Origin of the sequence: Pandoraea apista (assembly GCF_001465595.2) — a bacterium.
GTDB classification, from domain to species: domain Bacteria; phylum Pseudomonadota; class Gammaproteobacteria; order Burkholderiales; family Burkholderiaceae; genus Pandoraea; species Pandoraea apista.
In genome coordinates this window covers 1764547-1779905 of record NZ_CP013481.2, presented here as the reverse complement: position 1 = coordinate 1779905, position 15359 = coordinate 1764547, and the positions used below count along the sequence as shown (strand labels likewise).

Here is a 15359-nt window from a genome sequence, read left to right as displayed (position 1 = left end):
CTGACGCGGCATGACCCGGGAGACAGCATGTTGACGTATGGCAAGCCTTTCAATTTCCAGCGCTGGATCGACGATCACGCGCATCTGCTCAAGCCGCCCGTCGGCAATCAGCAGGTCTGGCAGGACAGCGACTTTATCGTGACGGTCGTGGGCGGACCGAACCATCGCACCGATTATCACGACGATCCGCTCGAGGAGTTTTTCTATCAGTTCAAGGGCAACGCGTGGGTCAATCTTTGGATCGACGGCCGCGCCGAGCGTATCGACCTCAAAGAAGGCGACATCTTCCTGTTGCCGCCGCACGTGCGCCACTCGCCGCAACGGCCCGAAGCCGGAAGCCTGTGCCTCGTTATCGAACGCCAGCGCCCGCCCGGTCTGCTCGACGGTTTCGAGTGGTACTGCCTCAAATGCGGTACGCAAGTGCACCGCGTGGAAGTGCAGCTCAAGAGCATCGTGACGGACCTGCCGCCCCTGTTCGAAGCGTTCTACGGCTCCGAATCGCTGCGCCGATGCCCGAGTTGCGGCGAGATCCACCCGGGCCGCGCCGCCCAACCCAAGACCACCGCACCGGCGTCTGCCTGACCCGCAACGCCGCTCACAGAACATCACACGTCACGTCATGAAGAAAATCGACATGCACGCCCACTTCTTCCCGCGCATCACGCAGGAGGAAGCCGCCCGTCTCGACCCCGCCACCGCGCCGTGGTTGCGCATCGACGACGGCGGCGAGACCGGCAACATCATGCTCGACGAGCGCGCCTTCCGTCCTGTCTATCGCGCCTTGTGGGACCCCGCGCTGCGTGTTGAAGAACTCGACCGTCACGGCATCGACATGCAAGTGGTCTGCGCTACGCCGATCATGTTCGGTTACCGCTACGACGGGCACGCGGTCATGGACTGGATCCGGCGCATGAACGACCTGGCGCTGGAACATTGCGCCTATGCGCCCACGCGGCTCAAGCCGATGGCGCAGGTACCGTTGCAGGACCTGGATCTGGCGTGTGCGGAAGCGTCGCGGGCCAAGGCCAGCGGCCATATCGGCGTGCAAATCGGCAACCACCTTGGCGACAAGGATCTGGACGACGAACAGCTCGTGGCGTTTTTGCGGCACTGCGGCAATGAACACATCCCGGTGCTCGTGCATCCGTGGGACATGATGACCGACGGCCGCATGAAGAAGTGGATGATGCCGTGGCTCGTGGCCATGCCCGCCGAGACGCAACTCTCGATCCTCTCGCTGATCCTCTCGGGCGCCTTCGAGCGTCTGCCCCGCTCGCTCAAGCTGTGCTTCGCCCACGGCGGCGGTGCGTTCCCGTATCTGCTGGGCCGCGCCGAGAATGCCTGGCATTGCCGCGACATCGTGCGCGCCGACAGTCCGCACCCGCCGTCTCATTATCTGGATCGGTTCTACGTCGATAGCGCGGTGTTCGATCCCCGGGCGCTGCGCCTGTTGATCGACACCATGGGCGTGGAGCGCATCATGCTCGGCTCGGATCACCCGTTCCCGCTTGGCGAGCAGGACATCGGCCGTCTGGTGGCCGAACAGCCGGGACTGGACGCCGCCGGCCGGCACCGCATTCTGGCGGGAAACGCGCTCGAGTTCTTCGACCTGTAACTGGTGCTTTCCCGAGGTGTTTTTGAAATTGCTTGCCTACGCAAAAGGCGTCGTTTAGGCTGGGCACTGAAATATTTGACGCTTAAACAATTTAACTAGTCTGACGCGCCTGGCCTGCCATGACCGACGTGAAGAAGCGGTCAAGTATCCCGGCGCGAGTCCATTAGCTAACGGTGTTTGCCAGTTCCGGAACTTAGTTTGGAGACCATGATGACGGGAACGAAAACCACGCAACGCAAAGCCATCGCCGCACTGGGCGCCATCGCCGCAGCCGCGGCGCTGTTCGCCTCGAACGGCGCGCACGCTCAGGTAAAGATCGGCTTCATCGGCACGCTCTCCGGCCCGGGCGGTGCGCTTGGCCAGGATCAGTACGACGCTTTCATGCTCGCTATCGAGCAAAAGGGCGGCAAGCTGGGCGGTGTGCCGGTTCAGGTGATCAAGGAAGACGATCAGCTCAAGCCCGATGTGGGCGTGCAGGCGGCGCAGAAACTGGTGGAGCGCGACAAAGTGCAGCTCATCACCGGTGTCACGTTCTCGAACGTGATGATGGCCATTCACAAGAATGTGACGAATGCGGGCGTGGTCATGGTCGGCTCGAATGCCGGCCCGACGCCGATTGCGGGTGAACAGTGTTCGCCGAACTTCTTCTCGACCTCGTGGGACAACGACGAACTGCACGAGGCCGGCGGTCAGCTCTCGACCGACCTCGGCTACAAGAAGATGTATGTGATGGCCCCGAACTATCAGGCCGGACGCGACGCCGTGAACGGCTTCAAGCGCGACTACAAGGGCCAGATCGTCGACGAGGTCTATACGCAGGTCAACCAGCCGGATTACTCGGCGGAAATCGCCCAGTTGCAGGCAGCCAAGCCCGACGCCGTGTACGTGTTCTACCCGGGCGGCATGGGCGTGAACTTCGTCAAGCAATATCGTCAGGCCGGCCTGCTTGGCAAGATTCCGCTGATCTCGGTGTCGACCATCGACGGCTCCACCCTGCCCGCCCTGAAAGAGCAGGCCGTGGGCAGCATCACCAGCGCGCCGTACTCGCCGGACCTCGACAACGCTCAGAACAAGCAATTCGTCGCGGCCTTCCAGAAGAAATACAACCGGGTGCCATCGATGTACGCCGCGCAGTCTTACGACGCCGCCAACCTGATCGACTCCGCCCTCACCAAGACCAAGGGCAGCGTTGCCGACCGCGAAGCCCTGCGTGCCGCGCTCAAGGCCGCCGACTTCCAGTCCGTGCGCGGATCGTTTAAGTTCGCCAGCAATCAGTTCCCGATCGCGCCGTTCTACCGTGTGGATGTCGTGAAGGACGGCAGCGGCGCAGCGTTCGCAAACAAGGGAAAGATCGAGATCAAGACGCGCGCCAATCTGGCGTCGATGTGCAAGATCCGCTCATAAACCGTCTGACCCAATGGCATTGCTGTTGGCATCCGCCGTTCAACGTTGTGTGGCGGGGCATCGCGACCCCGCCTTCTGCGATCCGTTGCTTGTGATGTAAGCCGCTGCCGCGGGCCTGCGCCAGGGTGCGCCGAGCCCGACGCAGCAGCGGTTGCCGCCCCTGCTCCCGGCGTCTCGCGCCGGTGAGCGCTGTCGTTGCACGACCCGAGCACTACCAGAGCACTATCGAGGGTTTATGAAGCGCTACCGCAATTTCGACGATGCCGAGCTGGACGTTCAGTACAACGCTCGCGCTACCACCCCCAATGTTCTCGACATCCTGACGCAGTACGCCGCCGAGAGCGCGCAGGCCCGCGCGACCACGCCCTGCGTTCTCGATGTCGCCTACGGGAATCACCCCGACGAGACGCTGGACATTTTCCCGGCCCCGGCCCCCGGCGCGCCCGTCTTCTTCTTCGTACACGGCGGTTACTGGCGTGCGCTGAGCAAGAACGATTCGAGCAACATGGCGCCCGCCTTCACGCGCGCGGGCGCCACTGTCGTCACCATCAACTATTCGCTCGCGCCCGGCGCCTCGCTCGACACCATCGTCGACCAGACACGCCGTGCGCTGGCCTGGGTGTATCGCCACATCGGCGAGCACCACGGCGACCCGCGCCGCATTCACGTGTGCGGCAGCTCCGCCGGCGGCCATCTCGCGGGCATGCTGCTCGCGCAGGGCTGGCATGCGCAATATGGCGTGCCCGAAGACGTCGTTGCCGGTGCTGCACCGCTGTCCGGTCTGTTCGACCTCACGCCGATTCCGTTCACGCACATTAACGAATGGATGAAGCTCTCAGAGGACGATGCGCGTCGCAACAGCCCGCACTTTCATCTGCCCGCGCGCGGCTGCCCGATCGTGGTGTCTTACGGTGAGACCGAAACGGCAGAGTTCAAACGGCAGAGCGACGACTACCTCGCCGCGTGGCGTGCGAAGGGCTTCGCGGGCGAGTATGTGCCGATGCCGGGCACGAATCACTTCGATATCGTGCTCACGCTGAACGACAGCGCCAGCCCGCTCACGCAAGCCATCTTCCGCCAGATGGGTCTGGCCCGGGAGGCAACATGAGTCTGACGCTTTTCATCATGCAGTGCCTGAACGGGCTGCAACTCGGGGTGCTGTTGTTCCTCATGGCGGCCGGCCTCACGCTGGTGTTCGGCATCATGAACTTCGTCAACCTCGCCCACGGTTCGCTTTACATGATGGGGGCGTTCATCGCCGCCACCGTGTACAACCACACGGGCTCGTTTGCGCTGGCCGCGATTGCCATCGTCCCCGCGATGCTGCTGCTCGGCCTGATCGTCGAATTCGTTGCGCTCAAGACACTGTACGACCGCGACCACCTCGATCAGGTGCTGGCCACCTTCGGCCTGATCTTGTTCTTCAACGAACTGGCCCGCATGATCTGGGGCCCGTCGCCGTACTACATGGAAGTGCCCGAGTGGCTTTCCGGCACGGTGAACCTGTTCGGCCTGGCGTACCCGGCCTATCGTTTTCTCATCATCGTAGTGGGTCTAGTGGTGGCGCTCGGCTGCTACCTGCTCATTCACCGCACGCGCATCGGCATGCTGATTCGCGCCGGATCGACGCACCGTCAGATGGTGGGCGCGCTTGGCGTGAATATCGTACTGCTCAACTCGCTGCTGTTCGGTCTTGGCGCGATTCTCGCGGGGATTGCCGGACTCATGGCCGGCCCTATCCTCTCGGTACAGCCGGGCATGGGCGAGCCGATCCTGATTCTGACGATGGTTGTGATCGTGATCGGCGGCATCGGCTCGGTACGCGGCGCGTTTCTCGCCGCGCTGATCGTCGGCGTGGTCGACACGGTGGGTCGTACGGCGCTGCCCACGTTGCTGCGCAGCCTGCTTGAGCGCAGCACCGCCGACACCGCCGGACCTGCGCTCGCTTCGATGCTCATCTACCTTGTTATGGCGGCGGTGCTTGCCGTGCGCCCGCAAGGCCTCTTCCCGGTCAAACACGGTTGACGATGGAAATGAAACTGAATCTTCGCACCGCCGTGCCATTGCTGTTGCTGGCCGTGCTGGCTCTGGTGCCCCTTTACGCAACGTTTGCCCAGCAACCGTTCTACCTCACCCTGTTCGGCCGCATCGTGGTGTTCGCCATCGCGGCCGTCTCGCTAGACCTGATTCTCGGCTACGGCGGCATGGTCAGCTTCGGACATGCGCTGTATCTCGGACTCGGCGCTTATGTCGTCGGTATTCTCAGCTATCACGGTGTGGACAACGGCTTCGTGCATCTCGGTGTCACGCTGCTGCTGTGCGCCATTGTCGGCGCCGTCACCGGCCTGCTCTCGCTGCGCACGACCGGCATTGCCTTCATCATGATCACGCTGGCGTTTGCCCAGATGTTCTACTTCCTCGCGGTGAGTCTGAAGCAGTACGGCGGCGACGACGGTTTGCCCGTGTCCGCCGGCAGCCGCTTCGGCAACGTATCGCTCGACGACCCTGCCGTGCTGTATTACGCGGCGTTCGCAGTGCTGTGCCTGTGTGTCTGGGCCGGCCGCAGAATGGTCGACGCGCGCTTCGGCATGGTGATTCGCGGCGCGCGCCAGAATGACCGCCGCATGCGCGCGCTGGGCTACCCGACGCTGCGCTACAAGCTCGTGGCTTACGTCATCAGCGCCATGACTTGCGGTGTCGCGGGCATGCTTTACGCCAATCTCACGCACTTCGTCTCGCCGGCCTATATGGCATGGACAGCCTCGGGCGAACTGATCGTGATGGTGGTGCTCGGCGGGCTGGGATCGTTCTTCGGGCCCGTGCTGGGCAGCGCCGCCATGCTGCTGATCGAAGAGTGGCTCAAGGGCATGACCGAACACTGGATGATTATCTTCGGGCCGCTCATCGTCGTGGCGGTACTCGTCTCGCGGCGCGGCCTGTACGGCCTGCTCGGCGACCTGCAAGTGCGGCTCTCGCGCCGCACCCGCACCGTGGAGGGCAAAGCATGAGCCTGCTCCGAGTCGACCAACTGGTCAAACGCTATGGCGGGCTGACCGCCACCGATCACTTCTGCCTCGACGTCGCCCCCGGTGAGCTTCACGCGATCATCGGCCCGAACGGCGCCGGCAAGAGCACGCTTATCGGCCAACTGGCCGGCGAGTTGCGCTCCGACGAAGGCAGCATTCATTTCGACGGACGCGACATCACGGCAATGCCCATCGAGCAGCGCGCCCGCGCGGGACTCGCGCGCTCTTATCAGATCACATCCGTCTTCCGCGAATTCACCGCACTGGAAAACGTGCTCGTGGCCGTGCAGGCCATGCAGGGTCACAGCTTCGGCTTCTGGCGGCCGGCCATTCGCGAAGCCGCACTGGTCGAACCGGCGCGCGAGATCCTGGCGCGCACCGGTCTGGCCTCACGCATGCACGTGCCCGCAAGCGCCCTCGCCCATGGCGAGCATCGCCAGCTTGAACTGGCAATGGCGCTCGCGGGCCGCCCGAAGCTGCTGCTGCTCGACGAGCCGATGGCAGGCATGTCGCAAGCCGAGTCCGAACAGATGACACATCTGCTGGCAGACCTCAAGGGCGATTACGCCATCGTGCTCGTGGAACACGACATGGACGCCGTGTTCGCACTTGCCGACCGCATCACGGTGCTCGTCTACGGACGGGCCATCGCCTGTGGCAACGCCGACACCATCCGCAACGATGCCGGGGTGCGCGAAGCCTATCTTGGGGACGAAACCCGAAACGAAATGCTGGGAGCGACCGCATGAGCCCCTTGTTGTCTTTGTCAGGTGTCGAGTCGTATTACGGCGCAAGTCAGGCGCTGTTCGGTATGCAGTTGGAAATCGAGCGCGGCGCGTTCGTCACGCTGCTCGGCCGCAACGGCATGGGAAAGTCGACTACGGTTAAGTCGATGACCGGTCTCATGCGTCCGGCACGCGGCGAGATCATATTCGACGGACAGCCGGTGCACGCCAGTCCGTCGCACCGCATTGCCCGCGCCGGCATGGGACTCGTGCCCGAGGGGCGCCAGATATTTCCCACGCTCACGGTGCGCGAGAACCTCGTGGCCACGGCGGGAAATCGTCACGGCGCCAGTTCGCCGTGGACACTCGAGCGCATCTACGGACTGTTTCCGCGCCTTCGGGAACGGGAGAAAAACCTGGGAAGCAATCTGTCCGGCGGTGAGCAGCAGATGCTCGCGATCGGCCGCGCACTGATGACGAATCCGAAATTACTCATTCTCGACGAAGCGACCGAAGGGTTGGCCCCCCTCATTCGCGGTGAAATCTGGCAGTGTCTGAAGCAACTTAAAGGCAGCGGTTTGTCGATCCTTTGCATCGACAAGAATCTGGCCCCGATGCTCGAACTCGGCGACCGCCACTACATCGTCGACAAGGGCCGTGTGGCTTGGCAGGGCGACTCGCCGAGCCTGCGCCGGGCGTTGCCGGAATTGCAAACTTATCTGGGCGTTTAAGACGTACGGCACGCTGCGTACGCCTCATTTCTGCGTACACTCTACGGCACCTCGAACCAGGAGGTGCGTAGTACTCGATAGGTGTCAGACGCGAAAATCCGGTGTGATTTGTGAAAGCACCCAGTAGAACTATGTGGTGCAATCGGTCCCGCTTGATCGACTTCGCAAGCGCCCTCTTCTCACCACTTATCGACACCCGGGTAGGACTATGGCTTACTCCAATACGCCTTCGAATCCCTTCCGCTGGCTGCTATCGCAGGACACCGGTGCGCCGCTGCCCACCGAGCCGGCACACGTCAAGAACGGCCTTCCCGCGGATCTTCCGCTCAACATCAAGGAGCTACCTCGCACGCCGCTCCCAAAACTGGAAATATTTCCTGACGAATTGCTGGCGCTGCGCAAGCATCTTGGCATGTCGCGCAATGTCTTCGCACACTACTTGCGCACCAATCCGCGCACGCTCGAAAACTGGGAACAGGGACGCGCTCGTCCCAACGCTCAAGCCGCCTGCCTGATTCGACTCGTGCAACAGAATCCCGGGCTCGTCTCGTCGCTTGCCCGCCTCTGAAACGCATAACAAAGGGCGGCATGCCAAATCATCGGCATGCCGCCCTGTTGCATTTCCGGAACACACGACAAGCGCAGAGGGGGGTTACGGCTTGAGACCGCAGACCTCGCGAAGACAGGCGACGAAACGTTCGCACGCCGGACTCGGCTGCTTGTCCGTACGCAGTGAATACCCCACATCGCCAAAACTGCCCGACACGGTATCGGCCAGCACACGCAGCAGCCCCGACTCCACAAACGGCGTGGCGGCCGCACGCGGCATCAGCGCGACACGCGGTGTCTCAAGCATCAACCCGATATTGGTGAGGACGGAGAGCGACTCGACAACGTCGTCGGGCAGTGGAAGCCCTGCATCGTGAAACAATCGCTCGGCAGCAAGACGCGACGGCGATTCGGGCACCGGCAAGATCCACGCCCCTTCCCGCAACGTTGCGAGCGGCACACGCTCGGGGGACTGCGTCCAGTGACGTGTGCCACCGACCACACACAGCGATTCGTTGAAAAGAACCTCGTGAGTCAGGGCGAAAGCATTCGCGAGCGGTAACGCCCGCTCGGGCAAACGCCCCACCACAATGTCGAGATCCCCGCTGGCAAGCGCCGGGAAAAGCTGCGCGGTCGTCGCTTCGCGCACGGTGACGAGCACGCCCGGAGTTCTCGACTTCAGCATGGCAATCGTGCGTGGCAACAGATCGGCCGCTGCCGAGATCAGCGTGCCTACGATCACATGTCCGCTGGTGCCCGCGCTGAACGCATTCACCTCGTCCGTCAGGTAACGCAGCTCCGCCATCAGCGACTTCACGCGATGGCCGAGCAGTTCACCCAACTCCGTGGGTTGCATGCCCCGATTGCTTCGCACGAAGAGCGGCCCTTCAAAGCAGGCCTCCAACTCGTGCACGATCTTGCTCACCGCTGGCTGCGTGAGACCTGTCTCGTTCGCGGCGCGCACGAGCGAGCCCGTCTCGAGCACGCGATCGAACACCTGAAGCTGATGAAACTTGAGCTTTCGCCCGAGATTAAGGGCCGTCCAGGGAAGTGAGCGCATCGGCGTCCTGTTCAGGCCGTCGCCGCGGAACCGGACGACATCGTCGGGCCCGCTTCCTGCGGTGTTGTTGCCGTCCCCGCCATCTCCACCGGTTCAGCCGACAGGAACGCGGCAACGAACTCTTCGAGCATGGCGACGTCCGGCAATGACGCCGGATTGACGTGGTAATTGACGAGACACCCGTCGAACGTCAGCACGAGCATGTCCACGAGGCGTGCCCGCCGTACGCTGTCGCGCGCGAGACTGGGCGCACATGCCGCGAGCATGCTCGACAGGCGTTCGCGAAACCACTGCAACAACGCCGCGTCGTAAGGATCACCCGGTGTCACGGTGGCCAGCGCCTGCACCAGATTGTGCGAAAAGCCGTTGTCGAGTCTCGGTGTCTGGACCAAAAGACCGCCGAGCAGTGTGCGCATTCGCTCGTGAGCGCCGTGGGCCGCCATCACCTCGGCTTCCAGCACAGTAATGCGCGCTTTGAACCACTTCTCGTAGACGCAGAAGAAGACTTGCAGCTTCGCGGTGAAGTAGCTGTAGATGTTCGCGTGCGAAATACCTGCACGCTTGGCGATCTGCACCATTGTTGTGTCGACATAACCCTTTTCAAGAAACAGGGCATGCGACGCTTCGAGGATGGCCAGACGAATGTCTTCTTTCTTGACTTGTGGCATGTGTAAGCCTGCGCGGATAGGCCGAGCACCTCAATCGAAATTTCTCAACGTCCGCTGAAGTCAATACCGAACGTCAGCGGGCACAGTATGCCAGCGCAAACGCAGCTTGCGGCGAAAACTAAGCGCAAACACTCCCCCGGACTTTCCCGATATTTCAACGCATACAACGTGGATTGCGATGACAGACATCGCGTAATGCGCCGCGTTATCGCGTAATGGACGCACGCGCCCCCCGAGCCACATGAGGCGGTATTTCAGGCGCCAGATACTTCAAAACTGAACAATTTCGATGTCATGTTTTCCGTGCCTGACACACCCGGCATCACGGGCACGTTCGTATATGTATACGAATACGCGAACGCATACGAAAGCCCTAGAAAGAGAACGCACTTTACGCACACGCTGTCAGTGCATTCCTACATTGATTCGGACTACGTCGTATACGTAGCTTTCTGTGTGCGCGGCAATGCCTGCGCGCGGTCCCGCCAGCAGGCGCTCCCTCAAGCCGCATTACAAAGTCTTACAACATCTATCGATCCATTTGCCGCAACTTGCGTCCAATTTATATCGATCCATGACGACGGGCGGGGCAAACACCGCCCTCACAAGGAGGTCATGATGAGAATAGACAACACAACGAACCGCCTCACGGCAAACGTCTCGAAGACGCGTATCGCCAAGGCGACCGCCGCGACCGGCCTGGTTGCCGCACTGCTGACGCTGGCCGGCTGTGCCTATGAGGCGCCGCCGCAACCGCGTTTGCCGTACCGAGGCAACGAAACGACGAACCCGGCTTATCAGCCGAACTGCGGCCCGCCGCCATATGCCGCCGGCACACCATGCAGTCCGTACGCGGCGCCGCCCTCTCCGGCACCGACGACCGATGCCTACGGGCGTCCGTATCCGCCGACCGATGGCTATGGGCGACCGTACCCGTCAGACGCGCAGGGTCGCCCGTACCCGCCTCCGCCACCGCCGCCCGCGTATCAGGAAACGTATCCGGCCAACGGGGCAGGCGCACCGACACCGGGTTCCGAAACGGCGCATTGAGTTGTCCTGAATTTGCATCGAGATTCACGCTTTGCCCACCGAACCGGCACACGCCAACGGGGCTTTGCGCGGTATCGAAAGCCACTGCATTTATCGAATAGCAGGTCGAGCCGTTCCGGGCCGGCCTGCGCATCCCTGGGGCACAGCGCCCCTTTGAAGGAGCTAAGCGTCATGAAGACCACACAACGATGGACCTCGCACATTGCACATCTCTCACGCTCGGCCGCCCCGATTCTGGTGGGGGCAGCCCTGATCGGCACGCTGGCGGGCTGTGGCGGCATGACACCGCGCGAATCGCGTAACACGGCGGTCGGCGCCGGTGTGGGCGCCCTCGGCGGCGCCCTGATCTCAGGCGGCGACCTCGGCACCACGGTGGGTGGCGCCGTGGTCGGTGGCGTAATCGGTAACGTGATGACAGATGATCGCCATCGCCGCTGATGCGCGTCGATCGCCCCCCGCATTGTTCTCGGGCGGCAGGCGTCTCGCATCGCGGTATGGCCCGGAGACTCTCGCCGCCGTCATTGCTCAAGGATTAAGGAGAAGCGCGACATGACATCCCAAGACACCTTCCGCCAACGGACGCTGCGAACCCTCACGGCGCGACGCGCCGCACGCCGCTCGCTCGCCGCCGTCACCCTGTGTGCCGGTGCGGCTGCGCTATCGCTCGCGTCCATCCCCGGCCACGCGCAGGGCAACCCGGTCAATGGCGTCGTACCGTCCACGCCAACGCCCCCCGCCCCGTCGGCAGGCCCCGACTACGGCGACGCGCCCGATCAGAACGCGGCCCTCGGTCTCTACCTGCAACGCTCGTTCGATGCCATCGATACCAATCACGACGGCAAGATCGACCGCAATGAATGGGCTGCCTATCAACGCAGCCAGTTGCAGGCGCGCCGTGCAACGTTCGAGCGCTATTTCAAGGCAGCCGACAAGGATGGCGACGGCTATCTGAGCCGCGACGAAGTGGCGGCGGCCGAACCGTTCCTGTATCAGCACTTCGACGAGATCGACGTGAATCACGACGGCAAGCTCTCACCGGCCGAGATTCGCGCCTACTTCCGCCGCTACTATCACGAGCGCGAACAGGCCGACGCCGCGACCATGAAGCCCTGATTTGAGGGAACGATCCGGCTGCACCAAAAAAAACGCCACGGCATGCCGTGGCGTTTTTCCTTTCCCTGCCAGTGCGCGGGGTGTCACCGCCGCGCACACCGGGCACGCTTTAGACGTGGAAGAACTCAGCGATGATCGCAGCACCGAGGAACGTACCGGCGTTCGCCAGGAACGAGACGACCACGATGCGCCAGCCGAGGCGGCGGAACGCGGGCACGTCTTTGGCGACCGACAGACCGGCGTAGGTCAGCATCGGCGTGACCAGTGCGAGGAAGTTGATCTTGCCCGTGAACTGCTCGACGACCGGCGCAAACGGGAAGGCCGGCGACGTGAGGAACATGGCGATCAGCGACACCCAGCACACGGCCGGCACCTTGCGACGCGTGACGAAGTACAGCACCTCACCAACGATCACGGCGCCGATGATGATGAGCATGCCCGGGATACCGTCGAGGAACGGCGTCTTGAAGGCCATGCTGTTACCGATGAGCGCAAGCGCACCCGAGAACACCCAGGCGAACAAACGCGCCCCGAAGTTCATCTCGACGGTGTGCGCCTTGCTGGCTTGCTTGAGTTCCTTCGCCGCTTCGGCGTCGGCCACGGCAGCGGCTTCGGCGTTGGCACGGCCGCGCTTGCTCATGCGGCCCAGCACCGGTTCCATCACGCGATAGCCCCACACCGCGAGCGGCAGCGAGATGAACAGCGTGAAGTACGTGCCGATGGTCGTCGTAATCAGGTTCGATGCAGCGGCGAACGTGGCGACTTCCTTGGCCACTTCCGGCGTTTGCTGCGCGGCAATGGCGCCGGCAGCGGCGGCCATCATCGAGCCCGAGCCCACACCGGCGCCCATGGCGAGCGAATGCGGGTGGAACAGGTTCAGACTGGCCACGAAACCGGCGAACAGCGAAATGAACACGGCGCCGAAGATCGTCCCCGTCAGATACTCGGCGAGCACGCCACGGCCTTCCGGCGAGTCGAAGCCGTACTTTTCGCCAATGATGGCGAGGCTCGGCTCACGGCCGACCGAGAAGGTCGCGCCAATGGCTTCGCGCTTGATGCCGAGCATCAGCGCAACCGGCAGGCCCAGGATGATCGTGCCCACGAAGTGGCCGAATTCCTGGAACACAAGCGCCCAGCCAGCGGCGACGAGCTTAGGCAACGAACCGCCCACGAGCAGGCCGAGCTTTGCCACGAAGAGCAGCAGCGCCGGTTGCAGAATGGCGGCAGCGCGATGCTGCATCGGCAGGTCGATCTGTGCGAAGCGCGGCAAACGCGCCTGCGACAGGCCCAGGGCCGCGCCGAGCAGCAACGCCCAGACCATCGGCAACAGCACGATTTTGCCGTGACCGGCTTTGATGCTGATCGCCCCGATCAGCTCCGCAATCACGAGAATCACGATTGCCCAAACATACAGGCGCACGCCATCGCTGAAGGCGCCCCCTTGCGGCTTGGCCGCGTTTTGTTCCATGACTGCCATCTGGGTCTCCACTGCACTTGCTATTGAACCGGTCCGTTGCCCTCCGGTCACCCGGAAAAGACGCGAACATTTCGGTGGTTAAGGAAATTCGGCGCATGGCCCGCACGGTCGCAAAACCTGCGGACTTCTCCCCTCACAACGCCCAAAGAGCGCCATGTTGACACGCCTCGGTGACAGCAACAGCGTTCCGCGCCGAACCACCCGAGGGCGGCATTATACGCGGTCAAAATAGCCGTTCCGGCCCCGGGTCTCGCAGACTGGAACGGCCGCGTGCCGCACGGGGTCTCACGACCTTCGTATGGCACACATCTCACACTTTTACGACACGTTCCCGACAGCAGAACGTTTGATGGCAGCGCATTCGCGCCGATTGCCTGTTCCCGGCTTGCCGCCGGGTCAGACGTAGCCGAACGGCGTGGCCGGATTGGCCGCGGTCTCGACCCACACGCTCTTCGTCTGCGTGTATTCGTACAGCGCTTCCACGCCGCTCGAACGGCCGTACCCGCTGTGGTTGTAGCCCCCGAAAGGCGACGCCACATTGATCGTCTTGTAACCGTTGATCCAGAAGGTACCGGCGTTGACCTGCGCGGCCACGCGATGAGCGCGCGCCACGTCCTGCGTCCACACCGCGCCGGCCAGACCAAATTCGCTGTCGTTGGCGATCGCCAGCGCTTCCTCTTCGGTGTCGAACGGAATCGCCACGACGACCGGGCCGAAGATTTCGGTACGTGCCACGCCCATTGTGTTGTTCGCGTCGGCCAGCACCGTCGGACGCACGAAGAAACCGCCATCGCTGCGCTGCTGCGAACCCGCCGCCAGTCGCGCGCCACCCTCGACACCGGCGTCGATCATGTTCATGACGTGCTGATACTGAGTACGGTTGCAGATCGGGCCGACTTCGGTCGTATCGTCGAGGGGCTCGCCCACGCGGATCTTTTCTGCGCCGCGCGCCAGCATCTCGATCATTTGGTCATACACGCCGCGCTGAACCAGCAGACGCGAACCCGCCACACAGCTTTGGCCCGCGCTGGAGAAGATTGCAGCCTGAGCGCCAAGGCAGGCGCGCTTCAGGTCGGCATCGTCGAACACGATGTTCGCGGACTTGCCGCCCAGCTCCAGCACGCTAGGCAGCAGGCGCTGCGCAGCCGCCGTGGCGATCTTGCTGCCGGTGGCCGGCGAGCCGACGAACACCACCTTCTTGACGACCGGATGCGAGATCGCGGCCTGGCCGGTCGTGTGACCGAAACCGGCCAGCACGTTGATCAGGCCACGCGGCACGCCCGCCTGTTCGGCGAGTGCGGCCACCACGAGCGAGCTGGCCGGGGTCAGTTCCGACGGTTTGAGCAAGACACCGTTGCCCATGGCGATGGCCGGGGCGAGCTGCCAGCCGCAGGTGAAGACAGGCGCGTTCCACGGCGTAATCTGCAACACCACGCCCATCGCTTCGCGACGCGTGTAGTTCAGGTGCGTGCTCGGCACCGGAATCACGTCGCCGAAGAACTTATCGGTCCAGCCGGCGTAGTACTCGAACATTTCCGCCACCTTGCCGACTTCGCCACGGCAATCGCGAATCGGCTTGCCTGCGCCGATCGATTCGAGTTGCGCAAGCGCCTCGGCGTTCTCGCGGATCTTGCTGCCCACCGCCTGCATCACGCGACCGCGCGCGGCATGGGTCAGCGCCCACCAGGTCTTCTGTGCTGCCTGCGCAGCCTCGGCGGCCTGCGCCACGACAGCGGCGCCTGCGTCGCGATAGGTCAGCACCGTCTGGCCGGTGGCCGGATTCACGATGTCGATGGTGGCCTCACCCGTGCCCTCGACCAGTTCGCCATTCACGAACGAGCCGATAGTCGTGGCGTTGGGGAAGAACTTTGCGAATGCGCCGAGTAAGGCGGCGGCTTGTTGGTCTGCCATGAGAAAACTCCGTGCGATGCGCCGCCTCGG

At 63.2% G+C, this 15359-nt stretch carries 16 protein-coding genes; 12 read left to right on the top strand and 4 right to left on the bottom strand.

Annotated features, from left to right (window positions below):
• Positions 1–27 precede the first annotated feature (27 nt).
• From AT395_RS08265 to AT395_RS08225, 9 genes are all read left to right on the top strand, one after another.
• The gene (locus tag AT395_RS08265; protein ID WP_039368112.1) at positions 28–582 is read left to right on the top strand and encodes a 3-hydroxyanthranilate 3,4-dioxygenase; all 555 of its coding nucleotides are present in this window, start codon (positions 28–30) and stop codon (positions 580–582) included.
• Between the two features lie 37 nt (positions 583–619).
• Positions 620–1615 (top strand): amidohydrolase family protein, encoded by a 996-nt coding sequence (locus AT395_RS08260; RefSeq protein WP_048627593.1) that lies wholly within the window; start codon positions 620–622, stop codon positions 1613–1615.
• Between the two features lie 210 nt (positions 1616–1825).
• A complete protein-coding gene (locus AT395_RS08255; RefSeq protein ID WP_042112201.1) occupies positions 1826–3019 on the top strand; it encodes an ABC transporter substrate-binding protein in 1194 nt (397 codons plus the stop codon).
• A gap of 235 nt (positions 3020–3254) precedes the next feature.
• A complete protein-coding gene (locus AT395_RS08250; RefSeq protein WP_048627594.1) occupies positions 3255–4127 on the top strand; it encodes an alpha/beta hydrolase in 873 nt (290 codons plus the stop codon).
• Positions 4124–5044, top strand: a complete 921-nt coding sequence (locus tag AT395_RS08245; protein ID WP_042112203.1) for a branched-chain amino acid ABC transporter permease — start codon at positions 4124–4126, stop codon at positions 5042–5044. The genes AT395_RS08250 and AT395_RS08245 overlap by 4 nt, the downstream gene beginning before the upstream one ends.
• Positions 5045–5052: 8 nt before the next feature.
• Complete coding sequence (locus AT395_RS08240; RefSeq protein ID WP_042117076.1) at positions 5053–6027, top strand: branched-chain amino acid ABC transporter permease; 975 nt, start codon at positions 5053–5055, stop codon at positions 6025–6027.
• On the top strand, positions 6024–6794 hold the full coding sequence (locus tag AT395_RS08235; protein WP_042112204.1) for an ABC transporter ATP-binding protein: 771 nt from the start codon (positions 6024–6026) through the stop codon (positions 6792–6794). Before AT395_RS08240 ends, AT395_RS08235 begins: the two co-directional genes overlap by 4 nt.
• On the top strand, positions 6791–7501 hold the full coding sequence (locus tag AT395_RS08230; RefSeq protein WP_042112205.1) for an ABC transporter ATP-binding protein: 711 nt from the start codon (positions 6791–6793) through the stop codon (positions 7499–7501). Before AT395_RS08235 ends, AT395_RS08230 begins: the two co-directional genes overlap by 4 nt.
• 208 nt (positions 7502–7709) lie before the next feature.
• On the top strand, positions 7710–8069 hold the full coding sequence (locus AT395_RS08225; protein WP_052765390.1) for a helix-turn-helix domain-containing protein: 360 nt from the start codon (positions 7710–7712) through the stop codon (positions 8067–8069).
• Between the two features lie 84 nt (positions 8070–8153).
• Here AT395_RS08225 and AT395_RS08220 read toward each other — a convergent pair whose 3' ends face one another.
• Both AT395_RS08220 and AT395_RS08215 read right to left on the bottom strand, forming a co-directional pair.
• Positions 8154–9110 carry a LysR substrate-binding domain-containing protein gene (locus tag AT395_RS08220; RefSeq protein ID WP_048627596.1) on the bottom strand — a complete coding sequence of 319 codons (957 nt, stop codon included), beginning with the start codon at positions 9108–9110 and terminating at the stop codon, positions 8154–8156.
• Between the two features lie 11 nt (positions 9111–9121).
• Positions 9122–9778 (bottom strand): TetR/AcrR family transcriptional regulator, encoded by a 657-nt coding sequence (locus AT395_RS08215; RefSeq protein WP_048627597.1) that lies wholly within the window; start codon positions 9776–9778, stop codon positions 9122–9124.
• Between the two features lie 615 nt (positions 9779–10393).
• Between AT395_RS08215 and AT395_RS08210 the strand changes: the two genes are divergently transcribed.
• From AT395_RS08210 to AT395_RS08200, 3 genes are all read left to right on the top strand, one after another.
• Complete coding sequence (locus AT395_RS08210) at positions 10394–10828, top strand: hypothetical protein (RefSeq protein WP_124988650.1); 435 nt, start codon at positions 10394–10396, stop codon at positions 10826–10828.
• Positions 10829–10999: 171 nt separating this feature from the next.
• Positions 11000–11266: a glycine zipper 2TM domain-containing protein gene (locus AT395_RS08205; protein WP_082117597.1), complete on the top strand. Its 267-nt coding sequence runs from the start codon at positions 11000–11002 to the stop codon at positions 11264–11266.
• A 111-nt stretch (positions 11267–11377) separates the two neighbouring features.
• The gene (locus tag AT395_RS08200) at positions 11378–11941 is read left to right on the top strand and encodes an EF-hand domain-containing protein (protein WP_053086304.1); all 564 of its coding nucleotides are present in this window, start codon (positions 11378–11380) and stop codon (positions 11939–11941) included.
• Positions 11942–12050: 109 nt separating this feature from the next.
• Here the strand turns inward: AT395_RS08200 and AT395_RS08195 are convergent, their stop codons facing one another.
• On the bottom strand, positions 12051–13418 hold the full coding sequence (locus AT395_RS08195) for a DUF3100 domain-containing protein (protein ID WP_094068299.1): 1368 nt from the start codon (positions 13416–13418) through the stop codon (positions 12051–12053).
• 396 nt (positions 13419–13814) lie between these two features.
• Positions 13815–15329, bottom strand: coding sequence for an aldehyde dehydrogenase family protein (locus tag AT395_RS08190; protein WP_042112208.1), 1515 nt, complete (start codon positions 15327–15329; stop codon positions 13815–13817).
• Between the last annotated feature and the right edge of the window lie 30 nt (positions 15330–15359).